The sequence below is a fragment of the Halorubellus amylolyticus genome (assembly GCF_034808145.1).
Taxonomy (GTDB): Archaea; Halobacteriota; Halobacteria; order Halobacteriales; family Natrialbaceae; genus Halorubellus.
This window is the reverse complement of sequence record NZ_JAXHGM010000003.1, coordinates 365,395-381,073: the sequence shown is the minus strand read 5'-3', so window position 1 is coordinate 381,073 and position 15,679 is coordinate 365,395. Positions and strand designations below refer to the sequence as shown.

Below are 15,679 nucleotides of genomic sequence, written 5' to 3'. Positions count from 1 at the left end.
CGGCGCACTCCGTCGGTGCGCTCCGTCAGTCGCCGCGCTCGCCGGCGTCGTCCGGGTCGACGTCGCGCATCCGGTCGCCGTAGTCCCAGGCGTAGGCGCGTTCGACGTCGACGGTGACGTGCACCTCCTCGCGGTCGTCGCGCAGCAGCCACCTGGCGAGGTCGGTGTCGCGGTCGCCGAGGTAGTCGTCGACGAGCGTCCGCAGGAGCGCCTTGTCCTCGTCCGGTTCGAGCGTCGCGGCCCCCTGGCCGCGGACGCCGCGGTACGGCGGGTGGTTCGTCGACACCTCGAAGGCGACCTCGGGGTCGGCGCCGAGGTACTCGACGACGCGCGCGTCGGCCGACGTCGCGAGGTGGAGGGTGGCGTCGGCGGCGTCGTAGCCGTACCACAGCGAGAGCATCCAGAGGCCGCCGCCGGGGGTGCGGGTGGCGACGCGGACCGGGATGGGGTTGTCGTCGAGGAACGCGTCCATCCAGTCGCGGTCGGGGTCGCCGCTGAGTCGGACCGTCATCGGACGATGGTGACCGGAACGGGTGCGCGTCGGACGACGCCTTCGGCGACGCTCCCGAGGAGGACGCGCGTCACGCCCGAGCGGCCGTGACTCCCCATGACGATGTGGTCGACGTCGTTCTCCTCGGCGTAGTCGTTTATCGCTCGCGTCGGCCGGCCGACGACGGTCTCGGTCCGGAGGTCGGCGGCGACGTCACCGACGTTCTCGCGAGCGTTCTCGAACAGCCGTTCGGACGCGTCCTGCTCGTTCTCGAACCAATCCTCCCAGAACCCCGGGAGGGTGCCGTCGACGGGACTGGAGTAGCCGGCGTCGACGAGGTCGATGACGTGCAGGAGCGTGATGGTGGCGTCGGGGTGCTGGTCGAGCGCGTGTTCGAGCGCGTGGTCGGAGCCTTCGGAGTCGTCGTAGGGGACGAGGACGTGCATGCGTGAACGTGCGCTCGTCGCCCCGATAAAGGTGCGTGGCGGTTGTCGGGACGTGGGGTCGACGGGCGTTCAGCCGTCCGCGTCGAGCGCGTGGACGACGCCCTGGACGTCGCGTTCGAGCGTCGGACTGGCCCAGTCGTCGCGGAGGGCCGCGACGAGGTCGCTTCTGGTCTCGACGCCGGGGTCGGCGAGTTCGCGTTCGACGGCGTCGACCCACTCGGGGAGGAGTTCGGCGTACGCGTCGAGGGCGTCGGCGGCGTCCTCGCGGACGCCGAAGTGCCCGTAGCAGAGCGCGGTCAGGTCGCGGTCGCGGAGGCGGGCGACGGTGTCGAGCGAGGCGTCGAGGTCGAAGTCGGGCGCTGGCGTCGTCGGCAGGAGGTCGCCGCCGAGGGACATCCCGGCGGCGTCCCCGGCGAACAGCGCACCGGACGCCCGGTCGTGGAGCGCTATCTGGTGGGGAGCGTGCCCGGGCGCGTGCACGACGTCGAGCGCGCGGTCGCCACAGGGTACCGCGTCGCCGTCGCCGAGCGCTTCGGTGCGGGCCTCGGGGACGACCGTCGGCGTGCCGTACTGGTCGGCGACCGCGTCACCGACCGCGCGGCGCGCGCTCTCGACGAGTCGCGACAGTCGGTCCGCGTCGGTGAGGTAGGGGCGGCCGCGTTCGTGGACGTACACGGTCGCGTCCGGGAACCGGTCGGCGAGAGCGCCGACCGCGCCCGCGTGGTCGAGGTGCACGTGCGTCGGGACGATGGCGGCGAGGTCGTGCGCGCCCACGCCGCGGTCGGCGAGTGCGCGCTCGACGACGTCGGCCGCCGGCGCCGCGCCAGCGTCGACGAGCACCGGTTCCGGGGACTCGACGAGGTACGCCGCGTGCAGTCCCGGCGCACCGAACAGTTCGGTGTCGACGACCGTGACGTCGGGGAGCGTGTCGGAATCCACGATGACGACCGGTCGTTGGCCCGTCGCGTGCTTGAACGCTCGGGTCCAAGACCGCTGGCCATGTTCGTCCGGGACAGCTGGCTATGTGAGTCTGGAACCGCCAGCTCTGGCGATTGGGTGCGGCACGCTGGAAGGGTCGTGTCGGGTCGGGTGCGCTGGACCGCAGGAAGCGGTCGCTGTGGCGGTGGGTCGGGAGAAAGTTGGTTCGAGTGGCACGCCTGATGCGTCAGCGTCGGTGGCCGTTCAGATGTGGCCTTCGTCCTTGAGGTTCTCGATGACGTCGTCGACGAAGGACTCGGCGTCGTCGTACGGGAAGTCTCCGCCGGGGAGCTTCGTCTGGAGCTCCATGGCCGTCATGGAGAAGTCGCCGGACTCGAAGCGGGTGCCCGGGCCGTTGGGGAGCGCCGGGACGAGGTCCATCGGGCTCGAGATCGGGTAGTCGGCGCCGCCGAATGCATCTTCCATCTGTTCGCGAAGGTCTTGCTCGTCTGCCATAACGACTCCACCTTCACGGGGATAAATAGTAAATCTTTGGGTAGTTGGTTGGTCCGATGGCGGGAGTTACACCGCGACCGACCCGGGTCGTCTCCACGACGTGGGCCCACCGGCAAGCCGCTGGCGTTCGCGCGGGCTGTCGCTCCCCCGAATCGGTCGCGCCGACGACTCGATAACTGTGACGGGTCAGCCGCGCCGACCGGGCGGCCGCTCGGCGAACCGACCGCTCCGACGGGGCCTTCGCCACGGCTGGACGAGAATTCATCACGAACACGGGCATCGCGGCTGATAGCTTGAGAGAGGAGACTCTCGTGCGAGTATGAACTCACACATTCGTCATACCGTCCTCGGCGGGCTCTCCGGACTTCTGGCCGCGTCGGCGTACAACGCGACGGTTCCAGCGGAGGCGACCGCGCAGGTCACCGACGACCAAGACGGCAGCGTCCAGACGGTCACCTCCCCCCGACGGGCGCGTCGACGCCACCGTCGGCGTCTCCACGGGCGTCCCGACGTAGGCCTCACGCCGCCCGGAACGACCCAGCAGGAGGCGCTCACGTACGACGCAGGGTCCCGCGCGGCGCTCCCGGTCACGTCACGCTGAACCGCGGTCGAATCCGCTACCACGGACGGTCAAAGAGACCGGGACGGTCCCGGCGGCGGGCGATCAGTCACGAGTCGTTCACGCGCTTGCGGTCGGTTCGACGGCGACGTCGTGGACGGCCTCGATACCGGTTCCGTCCTCGAGCGTCGCACGGGCGGTGTCGTCGTCGACGGCTTCGGTGACGACGAGCGTCGCGGTGACCTCGACGTCGACCTCGAGCGCGTTCAGCCCGGGCTTGATACCGGTGACGCGGTCGATCTCGACGCCGTCGAGCGCGTCGAGGCGTCGGAGGACCGTCCGCGCACCGGTGGTCATGTCGCCGTCGGCGCCGTGGGGGACGCGGACGGCGAGGTGAGCTGTCGTCTCGAACCGACGCTGGATGGTTTGAGCTACCATAGGCGCCCGTCGCGAGTCGAACGCGCACGACCCGACTGGGGTCGCGGGATGCCGAATCATCCACGGGCGCGGCGTGTTGGGGCTTTCCGGTCGTTGGGGGCGTCCGGCGGCCACCAGGCCGCCGGTTCCCCGCGGTGCTAGGGTGGTCCGTCCACGGATTCGCGTGAGCGAACCGCGCGGGTGGACGATGCCGTGGCTGGTCGATGGCGAGCGATGCGACTCTTCGACCCCGGTCGAGCCGGGTGGAAGCGACCGCAGCGAGCACCGCCGTGCTCGAACGGACGAGGCGAGCGGTCGACCCGGCCGAGGGCGGACCCCTGGCTCGGTGGTGCGTCGGAGCGTGAGGACGTGCGCGGCGGAGTCTGCCCGTCGGCGACTGAGGGACGAGAAACGAGTCTCGGTCCGGGGTCGGCGACGGACGTGGCGTCGCCTCGACGGTATCAGCGTCGAGCCGGGCTCACGTCACGAACGTCGTCACGTGGCGCCGACGAGAGCGGACCGAGCGAGAGAGCGACCCCGTTGGTTCGCCCGCACATCGGACCACTGTTCGTCGGCGCCGTCGACCGGGTAGGTGTCGTCACCTTCCCCGGCGACGGCGTTGCCACTCGCACCGCGAGTGGACGCCGACTTCATGTGGTCGATGTACATGGCTGGTGTCGCTCTGGACGCCGACTGAGGGGTCGGCGTCACAGGGTACCGATAACAAAATCCGGGAATGACAAAAAACTATGGGATGCGTGGTACCGTGCAGCATGGATTGGGCTCGGGGTTCGTTTCGAGCGCTGACCAGAGACGGAGGTCTAGCGCGAAGTGCGGCGTTCCTTCGAGCGAATGCCGCGACGAGACGGGGTGACTGACGGTGCCGGCGCGATGACTGGAGCGCGCGGTGGTTCGCTGGCGGAGCGACGCCGGACCGCCGGGCGTTTTCCGTGCGCGGTCGTAACCAGCTGGTATGAACGCGCCGGACGAGACGACCACGGAGTCGAACGTGCACGGCGAGCCGCTCGCGTCGTGCGGGACGGACCCGGAGACGGGCGTGCAGCGAGACGGCGTCTGTCACGCGCTCCCGGCACGGGACCCGGGCCGCCACGAGGTGTGCGCGGTGATGACCGAACGGTTCCTGGAGTTCACGGACGTGATGGGGAACGACCTGCGGACGCCACGGCCCGAGCTGTCGTTCCCGGGGCTGGAGACGGGCGACAGGTGGTGCGTGTGTCTGCCGCGCTGGCTGGAGGCGCTGGACGCCCGCGCGGCACCACCGGTCGTGCTCAAGGCGACGAACGAGTCCGTGCTGGACGAGGTGAGCCTGGAGACGCTCGAAGCAAACGCGTACGACGGCGGCAACTGAAGGAATCCCGCTGCACGGCGTCGGCGACCGAAGGCGAATCCCGCTGGGCGACGTCGGCGACCGAAGCGTTCACGCCGCCGGCGCCCGCGGCTACTCGTATGCCGACCGTCGACGCGCTCGTAACCTATCCCGTGAAGTCCCTGGACCCGATGACCGTCGAGAGCACCGACCTCGTCGGTGGTCGCCTGCGGTACGACCGCGAGTACGCGCTGTTCGACGACGACCGCGATCTCGTGAACGCGACGGGCGAACCCGCCCTCCACCGCGTCCGCAGTTCCTTCGACTCCGAGACCCGCACGCTCACCGTCAGGGAGCAGGGCGACCCCGCGGACGCGGCGGTGTCGTTCGCGCTCGACAGCGAGCGCGGCGACGCGAACGCGTGGTTCAGCGACGTCCTCGGGTACCCGGTCGCGCTCGTCCGCGACGCCGGGAGCGGGTTCGTCGACCGCGACTACGCGAAGGGCCCCGCGGTCATCTCCACGGGCACGCTTGAGGCCATCGGCGACTGGTTCGACCTCGCACCGGAGAACGTCCGCCGGCGGTTCCGCGCGAACGTCGTCGTCGACGCCGAGCCGTTCTGGGAGGACCGCCTCTGGACGGGCGGGGACGAGGTCGTCGCCTTCGAGGTCGGCGGCGTCGAGTTCGAGGGTGTCGGGTGCTGTGCGCGCTGCGTCGTCCCGAGCCGCGACCCCGACACCGGCGACGCGCTCGAGGACTTCCGGGAGCGGTTCGTCGCGCGCCGCGAGGCGACGATGCCCGACTGGGCCGACGCCGACGCCCTCGACCACTACTACCAGGTGATGGCGCTCAGTCGCGTCCACGCCACCGAGGACGGCGGGGAACTCGCCGTCGGCGATGACCTCGAGGTCGTCGGGACGCGGCCGCGCGAGGACGCCGCCGAGGCCTGACGCCCCGACGCCGGCGGGGCTGCGCGACCGCACGGCTTACGGCCCCCCGCCGGGTACGGGTCTGTGAGACGAACACGTGCGGGTACTGCATTACGCTGACGTGGAGGCTGGACTCGACCGCCCGGAGCGCGCGGGCCGGCTCGCGACCGTCCTGCGTCGGGAGGGCGGCGACGACCCGGTCGTCACCGACGGCGGCGATACGCTCGCGCCGGGCGTGCTCGCGTTGTCGACGAACGGGAAGCACGCGCTCGCGTTCCAGGACGCGGTGTCGCCGGACGTCGCCACGTTCGGGAACCACGACTTCGACCACGGGCGGACGGCGGCGCGCGAGGTGACGTGGGAGTCGCCGGCGCGGTACGTCACGGGGAACGTCATGGAGGGCGGGCAACCGTTCGGGGACGCGGCGCCGTGGACGATCGTCGACCGAGCGGACGGCGCACTGGGCGTGGTGGGTATCACGGACCCGGAGTCGTCGCTCCCGGACGCGCTCGCGGTCGAGGACCCGGTGCGGGCGGTGCGGTCCGCGGTCTCCGACCTGCGCGACCACGGCGTCCGCGCGGTGCTCGTGCTCGCGCACGCGGGCGACGACGTCGTTCGCACGGTCGCACGCCAGCAGGGCGTGGACGCCATCGCCGCCGGGCACGTGCATCGCGTCGGCCGGGAGCGCATCTCCGGGACGCCCATCGTGCGTCCGGGCGTGAACGGCGAGGTCGTCTGGGAGCTGGACTTCGACGGGGAGCGCGTGACGACCGACGACCACGACGTCGAGCGCGCCGCGGTGGACGAGTCGGTCGCGGAGATACTGCAGGCCGAACGGTACCGCGTCGGCTTGGAGGACACGGTCGGCTACCTGGAGGCGCCGTTGGTCCGCGACGCGGACCGGCGGTTGCTCGGCCGTGAGCGCGCCGGGTCGGTGGTGGCGACCGCGTACCGGGAGGGCGCGAGCGCGGACGTCGGCGTCGTCGACTCGCTCGCGATCCGCGAGGGGCCGCGGCTGTCGGGGATGGTGTCGCGCGGCGACGTCGTCGGACTCGTGCCGTTCGCGGCGCCGCTGTGTCGCCTGGAGGTGTCCGGGCGGACGCTCGAACGCCTGCTCCGCGAGAGCGTGGTGACCGACGACCGCGCGACCCGCGGCCCGGGCGCGTACGCGTGCTGGCTGCAGGTCGCCGGCGCGTCGCTCCGGGTCGCCGACGACGGCACCGTCGATTCGGTGCGCGTGGACGGCGACCCCGTCGACGGGAGTCGGGACTACGTCGTCGGGACGAACACGTACGTCCTCGAGGGTGACGAGTTCCCGGCGGTCGACCGCCGGCATCTGCTCGCGCAGGGCGCCGACCAGTACGAGGCGGTCGTGGCGCTGTTCGAGGCCGGGCGCGTCGCGGACGTCCCGGAGGGCTTCGTCGAGCCGGTGTAACTCGTCGGTAACACCAGCCGGTCAGTCCCCTCTGGGGGGTGTCGAGTCAGCTCAGTGGTCGTCTCTGTCGAGTCCGTTCAGTGGTCGCCGTCGGCGACGATGCGCGTGAAGTTCGCGTACACGCGGCCGGCGTTCACGTCCGCGAACGAGTGCTCGCCGTCCGTCCACCCGTAGTCCGCGGCGAGGCGGTCGCGGTGCGCGGCGGTGAACTCGGGGTGGAACTGCGTGGTCCACAGCGGCGCCGACCGATGCCTGGTCGCGAACGCGTCGTAGTAGTCGGTCGAGGCGACGACGTCCATCGCGGGTGCGGGCTCGACGACCGCGTCGCCGTGGACCGCGGGGACGACGGGCGTGACGCCCTCGAAGAGCGGGTCGGCCGCGAACTCGACGTCGACGAGGCGTGCGGTCGTCTCGTCCGCCTCGACGCGCCCGCCGAGCGCGGCGTTCACGAGCTGGTGCCCGAAGCAGACGGCGAGCGTCGGGATCTCGTGTTCGACGAGCGTCTCGACGAGCGCCATCTGCGAGTGCATCCACGGGTGCGCGTCGGCCTCGTAGACGCCGGCGGTGCTCCCGGTGAGGACGACCGCGTCGAGCTCCGCGAGGTCCGGGCGTTCACCGGCAGCGTAGTCGAGTTCGACCGCCTCCGGGATGGACGCTGCCAGCGCGTCGCAGTGATACGCGTGCGCTGGATCGACCTCGTTCCGACAGACGACGACGCGCGGCGATGACATTGCCGTCCCTATGGAGCGCGCGACGAAAGGGATACCGGCGCGACCGGCAACGATGGGCAGGTCGCGTGGTCGATGCCGGCGACGATGGCAGTTCGCGTGGTCAGGGCTCTGCGTCCCGGATGGCCTCGTCGTCGCGTTCCCGGACGCCGCGTCGGACCTCGCGGGCGCGATGTCGGACGCTCTCGACGTACCGCTCGACGTACTCCGGCGCCTTCCCGTAGAACGACGCGACCCAGTGGCGGTCGGCGTACGGTTGGGTGAGGAGGTACGCAGCGAGCGTGTCCCGGCCGGCCTGGACGACCTCCGGGGGAACGCCGCGGTCGCCGGTGCCCGCCTCGACGAACCCGTTCGCGTCGAAGTAGACGGCCGCGTAGACCTCCGCCGTCTCGGGGTCGTCGAAGGTGCGGCCGTCGTGGTTGGGGGCCTCGAACCGGTAGCGACCCCGGTCCGTCGCGTCACCTCCGACGGTGGCCTCCGCCGGGTCGGTCTCGACGATGCGGACGTCGAGGACGTAGTCGCGGTGGACTCCCGGTTCTGGCGTCGGTTCCTCGCGTCCGTCCGCGGTCTCGCTCGGGTCGTCGCTCGGTGCGTGTCGCGTGCGTGGTGAGTGTCGTCCCATGGAGTTCACGTGGTAGGTTCGGGTGCGGTTACGCGCTCGTCAAGGCTCGTGGCTCGGGTTCTCGTCGAGGTGCGGGCGGTCGTCGGTCGACCGACTCGCGTATCTCGGCGACGGCGCGGACTCGGGCTCCGCTCGCGAGCCGTCGGTGTCTCCGTGCGCGTTCCCGCCGTTGCCGAGCACGTCCGGGCGGGACCCTGGAGCGTCCGCGGCGGGGTCGTAGACGTAGAGACAGTCGTTCTTGTAGCTGCGGCCGAACTGGTCGGCGTCCTCGCAACAGAGGACGCGGCCGTCGTCCATGACGTACACGTTGTCGACGTTCACGAGCGCGTCGTCGGCGACGCTCGCGGGGTCCGACGCGTCGGGACCGGTGATGACGGGTTCGAGCGTCGAGACGTCGTAGTCGGATTCGAGCGTGCCGCGGTAGACGACGCCGCCGTCGACGCGACTCAGTCGGAGGTCGCCCTCGTCGTCCGCGAGCGCATCGTTGAACTCGGAGACGCCGAAGTAGATGGGGTCGCCGGGCGTCGCCCCGTCGACGCTGTCGACGCCCTCGGCCTTGTTGAACTCGATGGACGCGCCGACCTCCTTCGCGGCGGCGCGCGTCTCCAGGAACGGGACCTTCCGGAGGTCCTCGTCGACGCCGTCCGGCCCGTCGGCCTCGTACTGCGACGCCCACTCGAGTATCTCCGCGTTCGTGACGTAGTTCCGGTTCCCGGCCTCGACGACGGTCTCGTCGGCCTCCCGGAGCGCGGTCTCGAGATCGTCCTCCCAGTCGGTGTCGGCGTGGGTCTCCAGGTAGTCGACCTGGGTGACGTCGTCGTACGCCGCGATCCACGATTCGACCTCGCGGTTCGACGCGTGCCCGAGTTCCATCCACTCCACGTCGAGCGCGGTGGTCGCCGGTGAGGCGCCCTGGTCGTCGTTCCGGGGCGTGACCGTCGGAGCGTACAGCGTCCCGGCGAGGTCCATCGGGTCGTCGTAGCTCGGGATCGGGCGGTCGGCGACGAACTTGTAGATGCCCTTGCTGTCGCCGTCCGAGCAGCCGTAGACCGTCTTCCGATCCTGCTGGAAGTCCGGAGCCTCCCAGGCGGCGCGACCCATCACGTAGTACTTCACCGGCTGCGGTTCGTCGGCGGTCGGTTCGCGGACGTCGACGTGGTACCCGTACCGGTACGGGTTCGGGTAGACGTCGTCGATGGGAGTGGTCGGGTTCGCGTCGTCCTCGCCCTCGCGTTCGACGGGGTCGGCGCCGAGGTAGTACGCGAGGAACTCGACGCCGGTGAGCGCCCAGTAGCCCTGGACGGACCACGAGTCGTCGCCGTAGTACTCGTCGACGGCGTCCTGGATGCCGACGGGGTTCGGGCGGTTCCAGAACTGGCAGGCGCCGACGCGGCCCTCGCCGGTGCCGGCGTCGTCGATGTCGCCGACGGTCGCGGTCAGGCTGACGCGCGGGTGGGCGTAGTTCTCCTCGCTGGACACCATCGTCCCCCACGGCGACAGGTCGCCGTAGCAGTTGATGCGGGTCCCGCCGAGGTCGCGGAGCGCGTCGGTGTTCGCGAGGTTCAGGGCGTCCTCGAGGACGGCGTCGAGGCGGCCGTCGCCGGTTCGCTCGATCGGGACCCGCGAGACGTTCCCGGGACTGTTCTCCCAGTTCGTGAAGAGGTAGCCGGCGTACTCGCCGTCGGGCGTCGGAACGAACTGGTTGCAGTCGGGGTTGTACGCGGCGTTCCCGTACTGCGTGCCGACGAATGCGTCGGTCGTGACGTCGACGCCGTCCGGCGTCTGGACGACGCCGAGGCGTTCCTCGCCGCCGCGAATCGGGTCGGCTTCCTCGACGAGCGGCACGAAGACGCCTTCGCTCCCGCGGACGGTGCGTCGGTGCGCTTCGGTCGTCGGTGCGGACAGTTCGTCGAAGTCGTCGCCGTCGCCGTCCAGGTCGAACCGGAACCCGCGGAAGTAGCCCACGCCGGCGCGGTCGTACAGGTGTGCGTTGTCGCGGCTCGGATGCTGGAGGCTCATCAGCAGCGTGCCGTCGTCGAGCACGCACGGTCCGGTCACCTCGGCGCCGAGTGCGGTGGACGCGAAGCGTCGGAGGTCGCCGTCGACGCTCGGCGCGCCGTCGGTGTCGTCGTCCTCCGCTGCAGCGGTCCCCGCGGTCACGCTCGCCCCCAGTGTCGCTGCGACCGACGTCTCCATCAATCGTCGTCGTGTGAACTCCATGGTTCGACTGGACCCGAGGACCGTCGGTCAAAGTCGTTTTGTAATACCTACCCTGACGTGTCGATATCGGTCCGTAACCGGACGCAGTCGTGCGGTAGTCTACCGTTCGCTATTGTCGGTAACGGCGATATATAGTGCGCCGGAGACGTCGGTGGCGAGAGACGACCGGGGCCAGGGCAGGACCGGAGCGTGGCGTTCGGGCCGACCGCTCGAGCGCGAATCGATCGAGCGGCGGGGATGTGGAGCGCAAGTCAGTCAAGCGCTGGGGAGCGTGACGAGGACGCGCGTTCCGTCGCCGTCCGTGTCGAACGCGACGTCGCCGCCGAGGCTGGTGACGCCCCAGTTGACGACGAAGAGACCCAGGCCGCTGCCGTGTTCGAGGGACGATTCGCGCGCGTCCAGCACGTCGAGTTCGTGGTCGGGGACCCCCGGGCCGGTGTCCGTGATCGCGAACGTGACCGTGCCGCCGTCGGTCGTGGACGGAACGGTGCCGTCCCGCTCGATACCGTCGGCGACGGCGTCGCGCCGGTCGACGACGTCGACCGATACGCGCGGGTCGTCGCCGGCGTCGTGCACGACGCCGTTCTCGACGAGGTTCTCGAAGACGACGCGGAGGACGTCCGCGTCCGCGGTCACCCGACAGTCCCGTGGGACGTCGACGTCGACGGTCGCGGTGGGGTGACGGCCGGTGACGTCGTCGCGGACGGCTTCGAGGACGGCGCGGACGTCGACGGTCCGGTCGGCGACGACCGACGTGGACATCGTGGCTTCGACGTCGCGAGCGCGTTCGCCGAGCGCGGACAGCTCGCGGGTCTGGTCGGCGGCGGTCTCCAGGAGGTCGCCGACGGCCGGGTCGTCGGTCGCCTCGGCGGCCGCGGTGACGTTCCCGAGGACGACCGTGAGGTCGTTCCGGAGGTTGTGCCGGAGGACGCGGTTGAGGACGCCGACGCGTTGCTCGCGGCGGCGTTCGGCGGTGACGTCCTGGAGGACGACCGTGTGCCCGACGACGCCGCCGGCGCCGTCGTCGAGCGGGTTCCGGGTGCGAGCGTACGTCCGCGCCAGCGTGTCGCCGGCGACGCGGACGTGGTCGCCGTCGAACCCGTCCTCGACCGGTTCGAGGTACCTCGCGAGGTCGGTCGCGAGCGCGTCGGTGTCGTCGACGCCGAGTGCGTCCGCGGCCGCGGCGTTCAGGCGGACGATGCGGTCGTCCGGGTCGACGACGACGACGGGGTTCCCGAGGTCCTCGACGGCGGCGCGTTCCGCGCGCCGTCGGGTCGCGGGCGGGAACTCGAACATGTCCTCGCCGAACAGCGCGTACAGGTCGAGGGCGAGGTGCGGGAAGAACGCGATCGCGGTGAGGTTCAGCGGGTAGAGCGGGCCGATTTCGAGGAGCCACGCGAGGAACGCGGCCGTCGGCGGGAGTGGCGTGATGGCGATGGCGAGCGCGTGCTTCCGGTAGAGCGGCCCGTAGCTGACGACGGTGTCGATGAGGAGGACGACGCCGAGCGTGGCGAGCGAGACGACGGCGAGGAACTCGAAGACGACGAACGCGGAGTGCGTGTACTCGAGGACGAGCACGCCGCCGTACTCGACGGGTTCGATGTTCGTGGGGCCGTACTCGTGGAACGGGTAGGTGAGGACGACGAGCGTGCCGAGGGACTGGAGGGCGACGACGCCCCGGAAGGCGCGGGAGCGGACGTACCTCGCGCGACCCGTGTAGACGAGCGCGAACCCGAGGTAGGCGACGCCGATCCAGATGGCGGCCGTCCAGTAGGCGACGAGCAGTGGCTCTCGGAGCGGGTTGTCGCCGCTGAGGAGCCCGACGCCGTACGCCGTGCAGAAGACGGTCTGGGCGGCGATGACGCCCTGGAACCACGTCAGTCCCGGTCGGTCGGGGAGCCGGCGGAGGTACGCGAGCAGGCCGAGGTTCGCGGCGCCGACGACGACGGACGTCCACGCGACGACGAGCCCGATTTCCACGTTGGTCGATAGGTAGGGCTGCCGCGGGTTAAACAGGTTGTGGCGTCGCGGTCCGGTCGTCGGGACGCCGGTCGGCGGCCGGCCGCGTCAGTCGTGGTAGTGGACCCAGTCGCTGAGTTCGACGAAGTCGGCCTCGCCGCACGAACCGCAGGCGTCTGGGGCTTCGAACGTGTGCTGGCCGGCCTCGACGTGGATCGGGGTGCCGGCGTGGGTCACCTGACAGCTCTCGCAGACGAACAGCTCGACCGACTCGGGGACGTGTGCCATGTGATATCATTCGCCAGTCGGCATGTTAGTGCTACCGGTGGTGAGTGCGTGGGACGCCCGCCCCCCGGCCGACGCGCCGGCGACCGGAGGTGACGTCGTGGTCGTCGTCAGATTTGCGTCGGGAGAGCCCGTCAGCCCCGCAGGAGCGTTCCGAAGCCGGCGGCGCCGATACAGAACGAGAGGAGCGCACCGATGCCCGTGAGCGTCAGGACGCCGTTGAGGGCGGCGGCGGCGACGAGCGCGACCACCCAGTCGTCGTCGACGTCGACGAAGCGGTCGGCGATGGCGAGGTACGCGATGACCGCGCCGACGGTCCACGCGAGGTACAGGAGGAACGCAAGCGGAATCGCGACGAACAGCCCGACGAGCGTGATGGCGAGCAGGACGATGACGAATATCGCGAGCAGGAGGACGGCGAAGCCGTACGCGAAGTTCCCGACCGGTGACCGTGTCACGCGACGAATCCGCGTTCGCGTCCACCTCGGAGCGAGCACGAGCAATATCGCGCCGACGACGAGCGTCGAGACGAACGTCCCGAACGCACCGCCGCCGAGACCGACAGCTGGGTCCACGCCGACCGGGTCGAACGGCGGACCCATCTGGAGGACCGTCGCGGTGATCGCCGCTGCGAGTTCCATGCCCACTCTCACGGTCGGACCGGAGAAAAGGCTATGCGTGGCCGTCCTCGCCGTCGGAGCCCGCTCCGGAGTCGACGCCGGAGCGATGGCGATCGGCGCGACGGCCCGTTCCACGACTTCGGCGCGCCGGCACGTCCCACGACCCGAGGAGTCCACCGACAGAGGGAGGTTGCGCTCCGGAGCGAACTCGGTTCCCCTGCGGATTCGATGCCCCCGGCGCGTTCGGAAATCGCCATGCGTAACGACTCCGCGGGAGAGTTCGCCGCAGTTGCCACGCCAGCAACTGTCCCCTTGATTTAATACGCCCCGCAGGTGACGACTCCGTTGATGACAGCTATCCAAACAGACGCCCTGACCAAGCGCTTCGGCGAGGACGTCCTCGCCGTCGACGGCCTCGACCTCGAAGTCGCCGAGGGCGAGGTGTTCGGGTTCCTCGGCCCGAACGGCGCCGGGAAGTCCACGACCATCAACATGATACTCGGGTTCCTCCGCCCGACCGCCGGGTCCGTCTCCGTCCTCGGGATGGACGTGACCCGCGAGTCCCTCGCCATCCGCCAGCGCATCGGCCTCCTCCCAGAGGGATACGAGCCGTACGAGAACCTGACCGGCCGCGAGCACGTCGAATCCGCCATCCACGCGAAGGACGCGGACGACGACCCGGACGAGCTCCTCGAACGCGTCGGCCTCGACCCCGACGACGCCCGACGGCCCGCGAGCGAGTACTCGACCGGGATGGCGAAGCGGATGAGCCTCGCGGTCGCACTCGTCGACGACCCCGAGCTCATCATCCTCGACGAGCCGTCCACGGGCCTGGACCCCGACGGCGTCAGTCTCCTCCGTCGCATCATCCAAGAGGAGACCGAGCGCGGCGCGGCCATCTTCTTCTGCAGTCACATCCTCGAGGAGGTCGAGAAGGTCTGCGACCGCGTCGGCATCCTCAACCAGGGCGAGCTCGTCGCACTCGACACCATCGACAACCTCCGCGACGAGTTACAGACCGGGGCGACCGTCTCCGCGGAGCTCGACGCCGTCCCCGACGCGCTCGACGTCGCGAGCGTCGACGGCGTCCGGACGGCGGCCGTGAACGACCGGACCGTCGACGTCGAGGTGACGTCGCCGGGCGCGAAGATGGCCGCGCTCCGGTACCTCGACGACCGCGCGACCGTCGAGGACGTCCGCATCGACGACGCCTCCCTCGAAGCGCTCTTCGACGAGTACACCGGGACTCGCGAAGCGGCCGCATCGGACGCCGCCGACGACGGGTCCTCGGGAGGCGCGGCCGTCGAGCAGCCGGCGGCGACCGAGGGAGGTGAGTCCGCGTGAGCTTCGCGACCGTCTTCCGCGACGACTTCAAGAACACGCGTCGGTCCTACGTCGTCCTCGGCGTCATCGCGACCCTCACCGGGTTCGTCTCGCTCATCACGTACTCGGTCGCCGAGTTCCACGACGACGCGTTCCGCGCGCTGTTCGACGTGTCGTTCTTCTTCTTCCTCGTGTTCCCGCTCATCCTCGTCCCGCTGACGTACCTCTCGGTCGCCGGCGACCGGGAGCGCGGGTCGATAAAGCACACGCTCGGGTTGCCGAACACGCGCGCCGAGTACGTCCTCGGGAAGTACGTCTCCCGGACGGCGGTCGCGCTCGTTGCGGTGCTCGCGTCCGTCGTCGCGGCGCTCTGCATCGGCCTCGGGATGTACGACGGGGGCGTCGACGTGGCGCGGTTCGCGACGTTCGCCGCCATCACCGGGCTGTTCGTCGCGTCCATAACCGCGATCTTCGTCGCGTGCTCGACGCTTACGAGCCGTCGCTCCCGCGCGATGTTCGGCGTCATCGGCCTGTACTTCCTCCTCGGGCCGTTCTGGCTCGGGTTCCTCCCCGTCGTCAGCCTCCAGACAATCGTCACCACCATCGCGGACCTCTTCGGGACGACGCTCTCCGACACCACGCGCGGGTACATCTCGCTCGCCTCGCCGACGACCGCGTACCTCTCCGGCCTCGAACCCGTGTACGACGGCGTCGTCGGGAGCGGCGAGTACCCGCGCGTCACGCGGAACTACGCGGTCGAAGGCAGCAGAGCGCTCTACCAGGAGAACTGGTTCAACTACGCGACGATGGGAGCGTGGGGCGTCCTCGCGCTCGGGGTGAGTTACGCGAAGTTCCGCGTCGCTGAACTCGGCTGACTCGACGGCC

17 protein-coding genes are annotated in these 15,679 nt (G+C 70.5%); 6 read left to right on the top strand and 11 right to left on the bottom strand.

Features of this window, described 5'->3' with window-relative positions; translation table 11 throughout:
* Positions 1 to 25: 25 nt before the first annotated feature.
* From SM754_RS10680 to SM754_RS10665, 4 genes are all read right to left on the bottom strand, one after another.
* The gene (locus SM754_RS10680; protein ID WP_323676213.1) at positions 26 to 511 is read right to left on the bottom strand and encodes a pyridoxamine 5'-phosphate oxidase family protein; all 486 of its coding nucleotides are present in this window, start codon (positions 509 to 511) and stop codon (positions 26 to 28) included.
* Positions 508 to 936, bottom strand: a complete 429-nt coding sequence (locus tag SM754_RS10675; protein WP_323676212.1) for a universal stress protein — start codon at positions 934 to 936, stop codon at positions 508 to 510. The genes SM754_RS10680 and SM754_RS10675 overlap by 4 nt, the downstream gene beginning before the upstream one ends.
* Positions 937 to 1,005: 69 nt before the next feature.
* Entirely contained in the window at positions 1,006 to 1,875 is an 870-nt protein-coding gene (locus tag SM754_RS10670) for an MBL fold metallo-hydrolase (protein WP_323676211.1), read from the bottom strand.
* Between the two features lie 243 nt (positions 1,876 to 2,118).
* Positions 2,119 to 2,370: an MTH865 family protein gene (locus tag SM754_RS10665; RefSeq protein WP_323676210.1), complete on the bottom strand. Its 252-nt coding sequence runs from the start codon at positions 2,368 to 2,370 to the stop codon at positions 2,119 to 2,121.
* A gap of 319 nt (positions 2,371 to 2,689) precedes the next feature.
* Between SM754_RS10665 and SM754_RS10660 the strand changes: the two genes are divergently transcribed.
* On the top strand, positions 2,690 to 2,971 hold the full coding sequence (locus SM754_RS10660) for a hypothetical protein (protein WP_323676209.1): 282 nt from the start codon (positions 2,690 to 2,692) through the stop codon (positions 2,969 to 2,971).
* A gap of 78 nt (positions 2,972 to 3,049) precedes the next feature.
* Here SM754_RS10660 and SM754_RS10655 read toward each other — a convergent pair whose 3' ends face one another.
* Positions 3,050 to 3,367, bottom strand: coding sequence for a hypothetical protein (locus tag SM754_RS10655; RefSeq protein ID WP_323676208.1), 318 nt, complete (start codon positions 3,365 to 3,367; stop codon positions 3,050 to 3,052).
* Positions 3,368 to 4,319: 952 nt separating this feature from the next.
* On the opposite strand from SM754_RS10655, the gene SM754_RS10650 reads away from it, so the two are divergent.
* The 3 genes from SM754_RS10650 (at position 4,320) to SM754_RS10640 (ending at position 7,037) form a co-directional block, all read left to right on the top strand.
* The gene (locus tag SM754_RS10650; RefSeq protein ID WP_323676207.1) at positions 4,320 to 4,715 is read left to right on the top strand and encodes a DUF2237 family protein; all 396 of its coding nucleotides are present in this window, start codon (positions 4,320 to 4,322) and stop codon (positions 4,713 to 4,715) included.
* A 98-nt stretch (positions 4,716 to 4,813) separates the two neighbouring features.
* Positions 4,814 to 5,623, top strand: a complete 810-nt coding sequence (locus SM754_RS10645) for an MOSC domain-containing protein (RefSeq protein ID WP_323676206.1) — start codon at positions 4,814 to 4,816, stop codon at positions 5,621 to 5,623.
* A 76-nt stretch (positions 5,624 to 5,699) separates the two neighbouring features.
* Positions 5,700 to 7,037 carry a bifunctional metallophosphatase/5'-nucleotidase gene (locus SM754_RS10640; protein ID WP_323676205.1) on the top strand — a complete coding sequence of 446 codons (1,338 nt, stop codon included), beginning with the start codon at positions 5,700 to 5,702 and terminating at the stop codon, positions 7,035 to 7,037.
* 77 nt (positions 7,038 to 7,114) lie between these two features.
* On the opposite strand, the gene SM754_RS10635 is transcribed toward SM754_RS10640, so the two are convergent.
* The 6 genes from SM754_RS10635 to SM754_RS10610 all read right to left on the bottom strand — a co-directional run bounded on the left by SM754_RS10635 (position 7,115) and on the right by SM754_RS10610 (position 13,492).
* The gene (locus tag SM754_RS10635) at positions 7,115 to 7,768 is read right to left on the bottom strand and encodes a type 1 glutamine amidotransferase (RefSeq protein ID WP_323676204.1); all 654 of its coding nucleotides are present in this window, start codon (positions 7,766 to 7,768) and stop codon (positions 7,115 to 7,117) included.
* 100 nt (positions 7,769 to 7,868) lie between these two features.
* Complete coding sequence (locus SM754_RS10630; protein WP_323676203.1) at positions 7,869 to 8,387, bottom strand: hypothetical protein; 519 nt, start codon at positions 8,385 to 8,387, stop codon at positions 7,869 to 7,871.
* A gap of 39 nt (positions 8,388 to 8,426) precedes the next feature.
* Complete coding sequence (locus SM754_RS10625) at positions 8,427 to 10,583, bottom strand: alkaline phosphatase PhoX (protein WP_323676309.1); 2,157 nt, start codon at positions 10,581 to 10,583, stop codon at positions 8,427 to 8,429.
* Between the two features lie 279 nt (positions 10,584 to 10,862).
* On the bottom strand, positions 10,863 to 12,587 hold the full coding sequence (locus tag SM754_RS10620) for a sensor histidine kinase (protein WP_323676202.1): 1,725 nt from the start codon (positions 12,585 to 12,587) through the stop codon (positions 10,863 to 10,865).
* A gap of 87 nt (positions 12,588 to 12,674) precedes the next feature.
* A complete protein-coding gene (locus SM754_RS10615) occupies positions 12,675 to 12,854 on the bottom strand; it encodes a hypothetical protein (protein ID WP_323676201.1) in 180 nt (59 codons plus the stop codon).
* Positions 12,855 to 12,985: 131 nt separating this feature from the next.
* The gene (locus tag SM754_RS10610; protein ID WP_323676200.1) at positions 12,986 to 13,492 is read right to left on the bottom strand and encodes a DUF8173 domain-containing protein; all 507 of its coding nucleotides are present in this window, start codon (positions 13,490 to 13,492) and stop codon (positions 12,986 to 12,988) included.
* A gap of 327 nt (positions 13,493 to 13,819) precedes the next feature.
* Here SM754_RS10610 and SM754_RS10605 point away from each other — a divergent pair, with 327 nt between their 5' ends.
* Both SM754_RS10605 and SM754_RS10600 read left to right on the top strand, forming a co-directional pair.
* Positions 13,820 to 14,815 (top strand): ABC transporter ATP-binding protein, encoded by a 996-nt coding sequence (locus SM754_RS10605; protein ID WP_323676199.1) that lies wholly within the window; start codon positions 13,820 to 13,822, stop codon positions 14,813 to 14,815.
* Positions 14,812 to 15,669 (top strand): ABC transporter permease, encoded by an 858-nt coding sequence (locus SM754_RS10600; protein WP_323676198.1) that lies wholly within the window; start codon positions 14,812 to 14,814, stop codon positions 15,667 to 15,669. Before SM754_RS10605 ends, SM754_RS10600 begins: the two co-directional genes overlap by 4 nt.
* Positions 15,670 to 15,679: the final 10 nt, after the last annotated feature.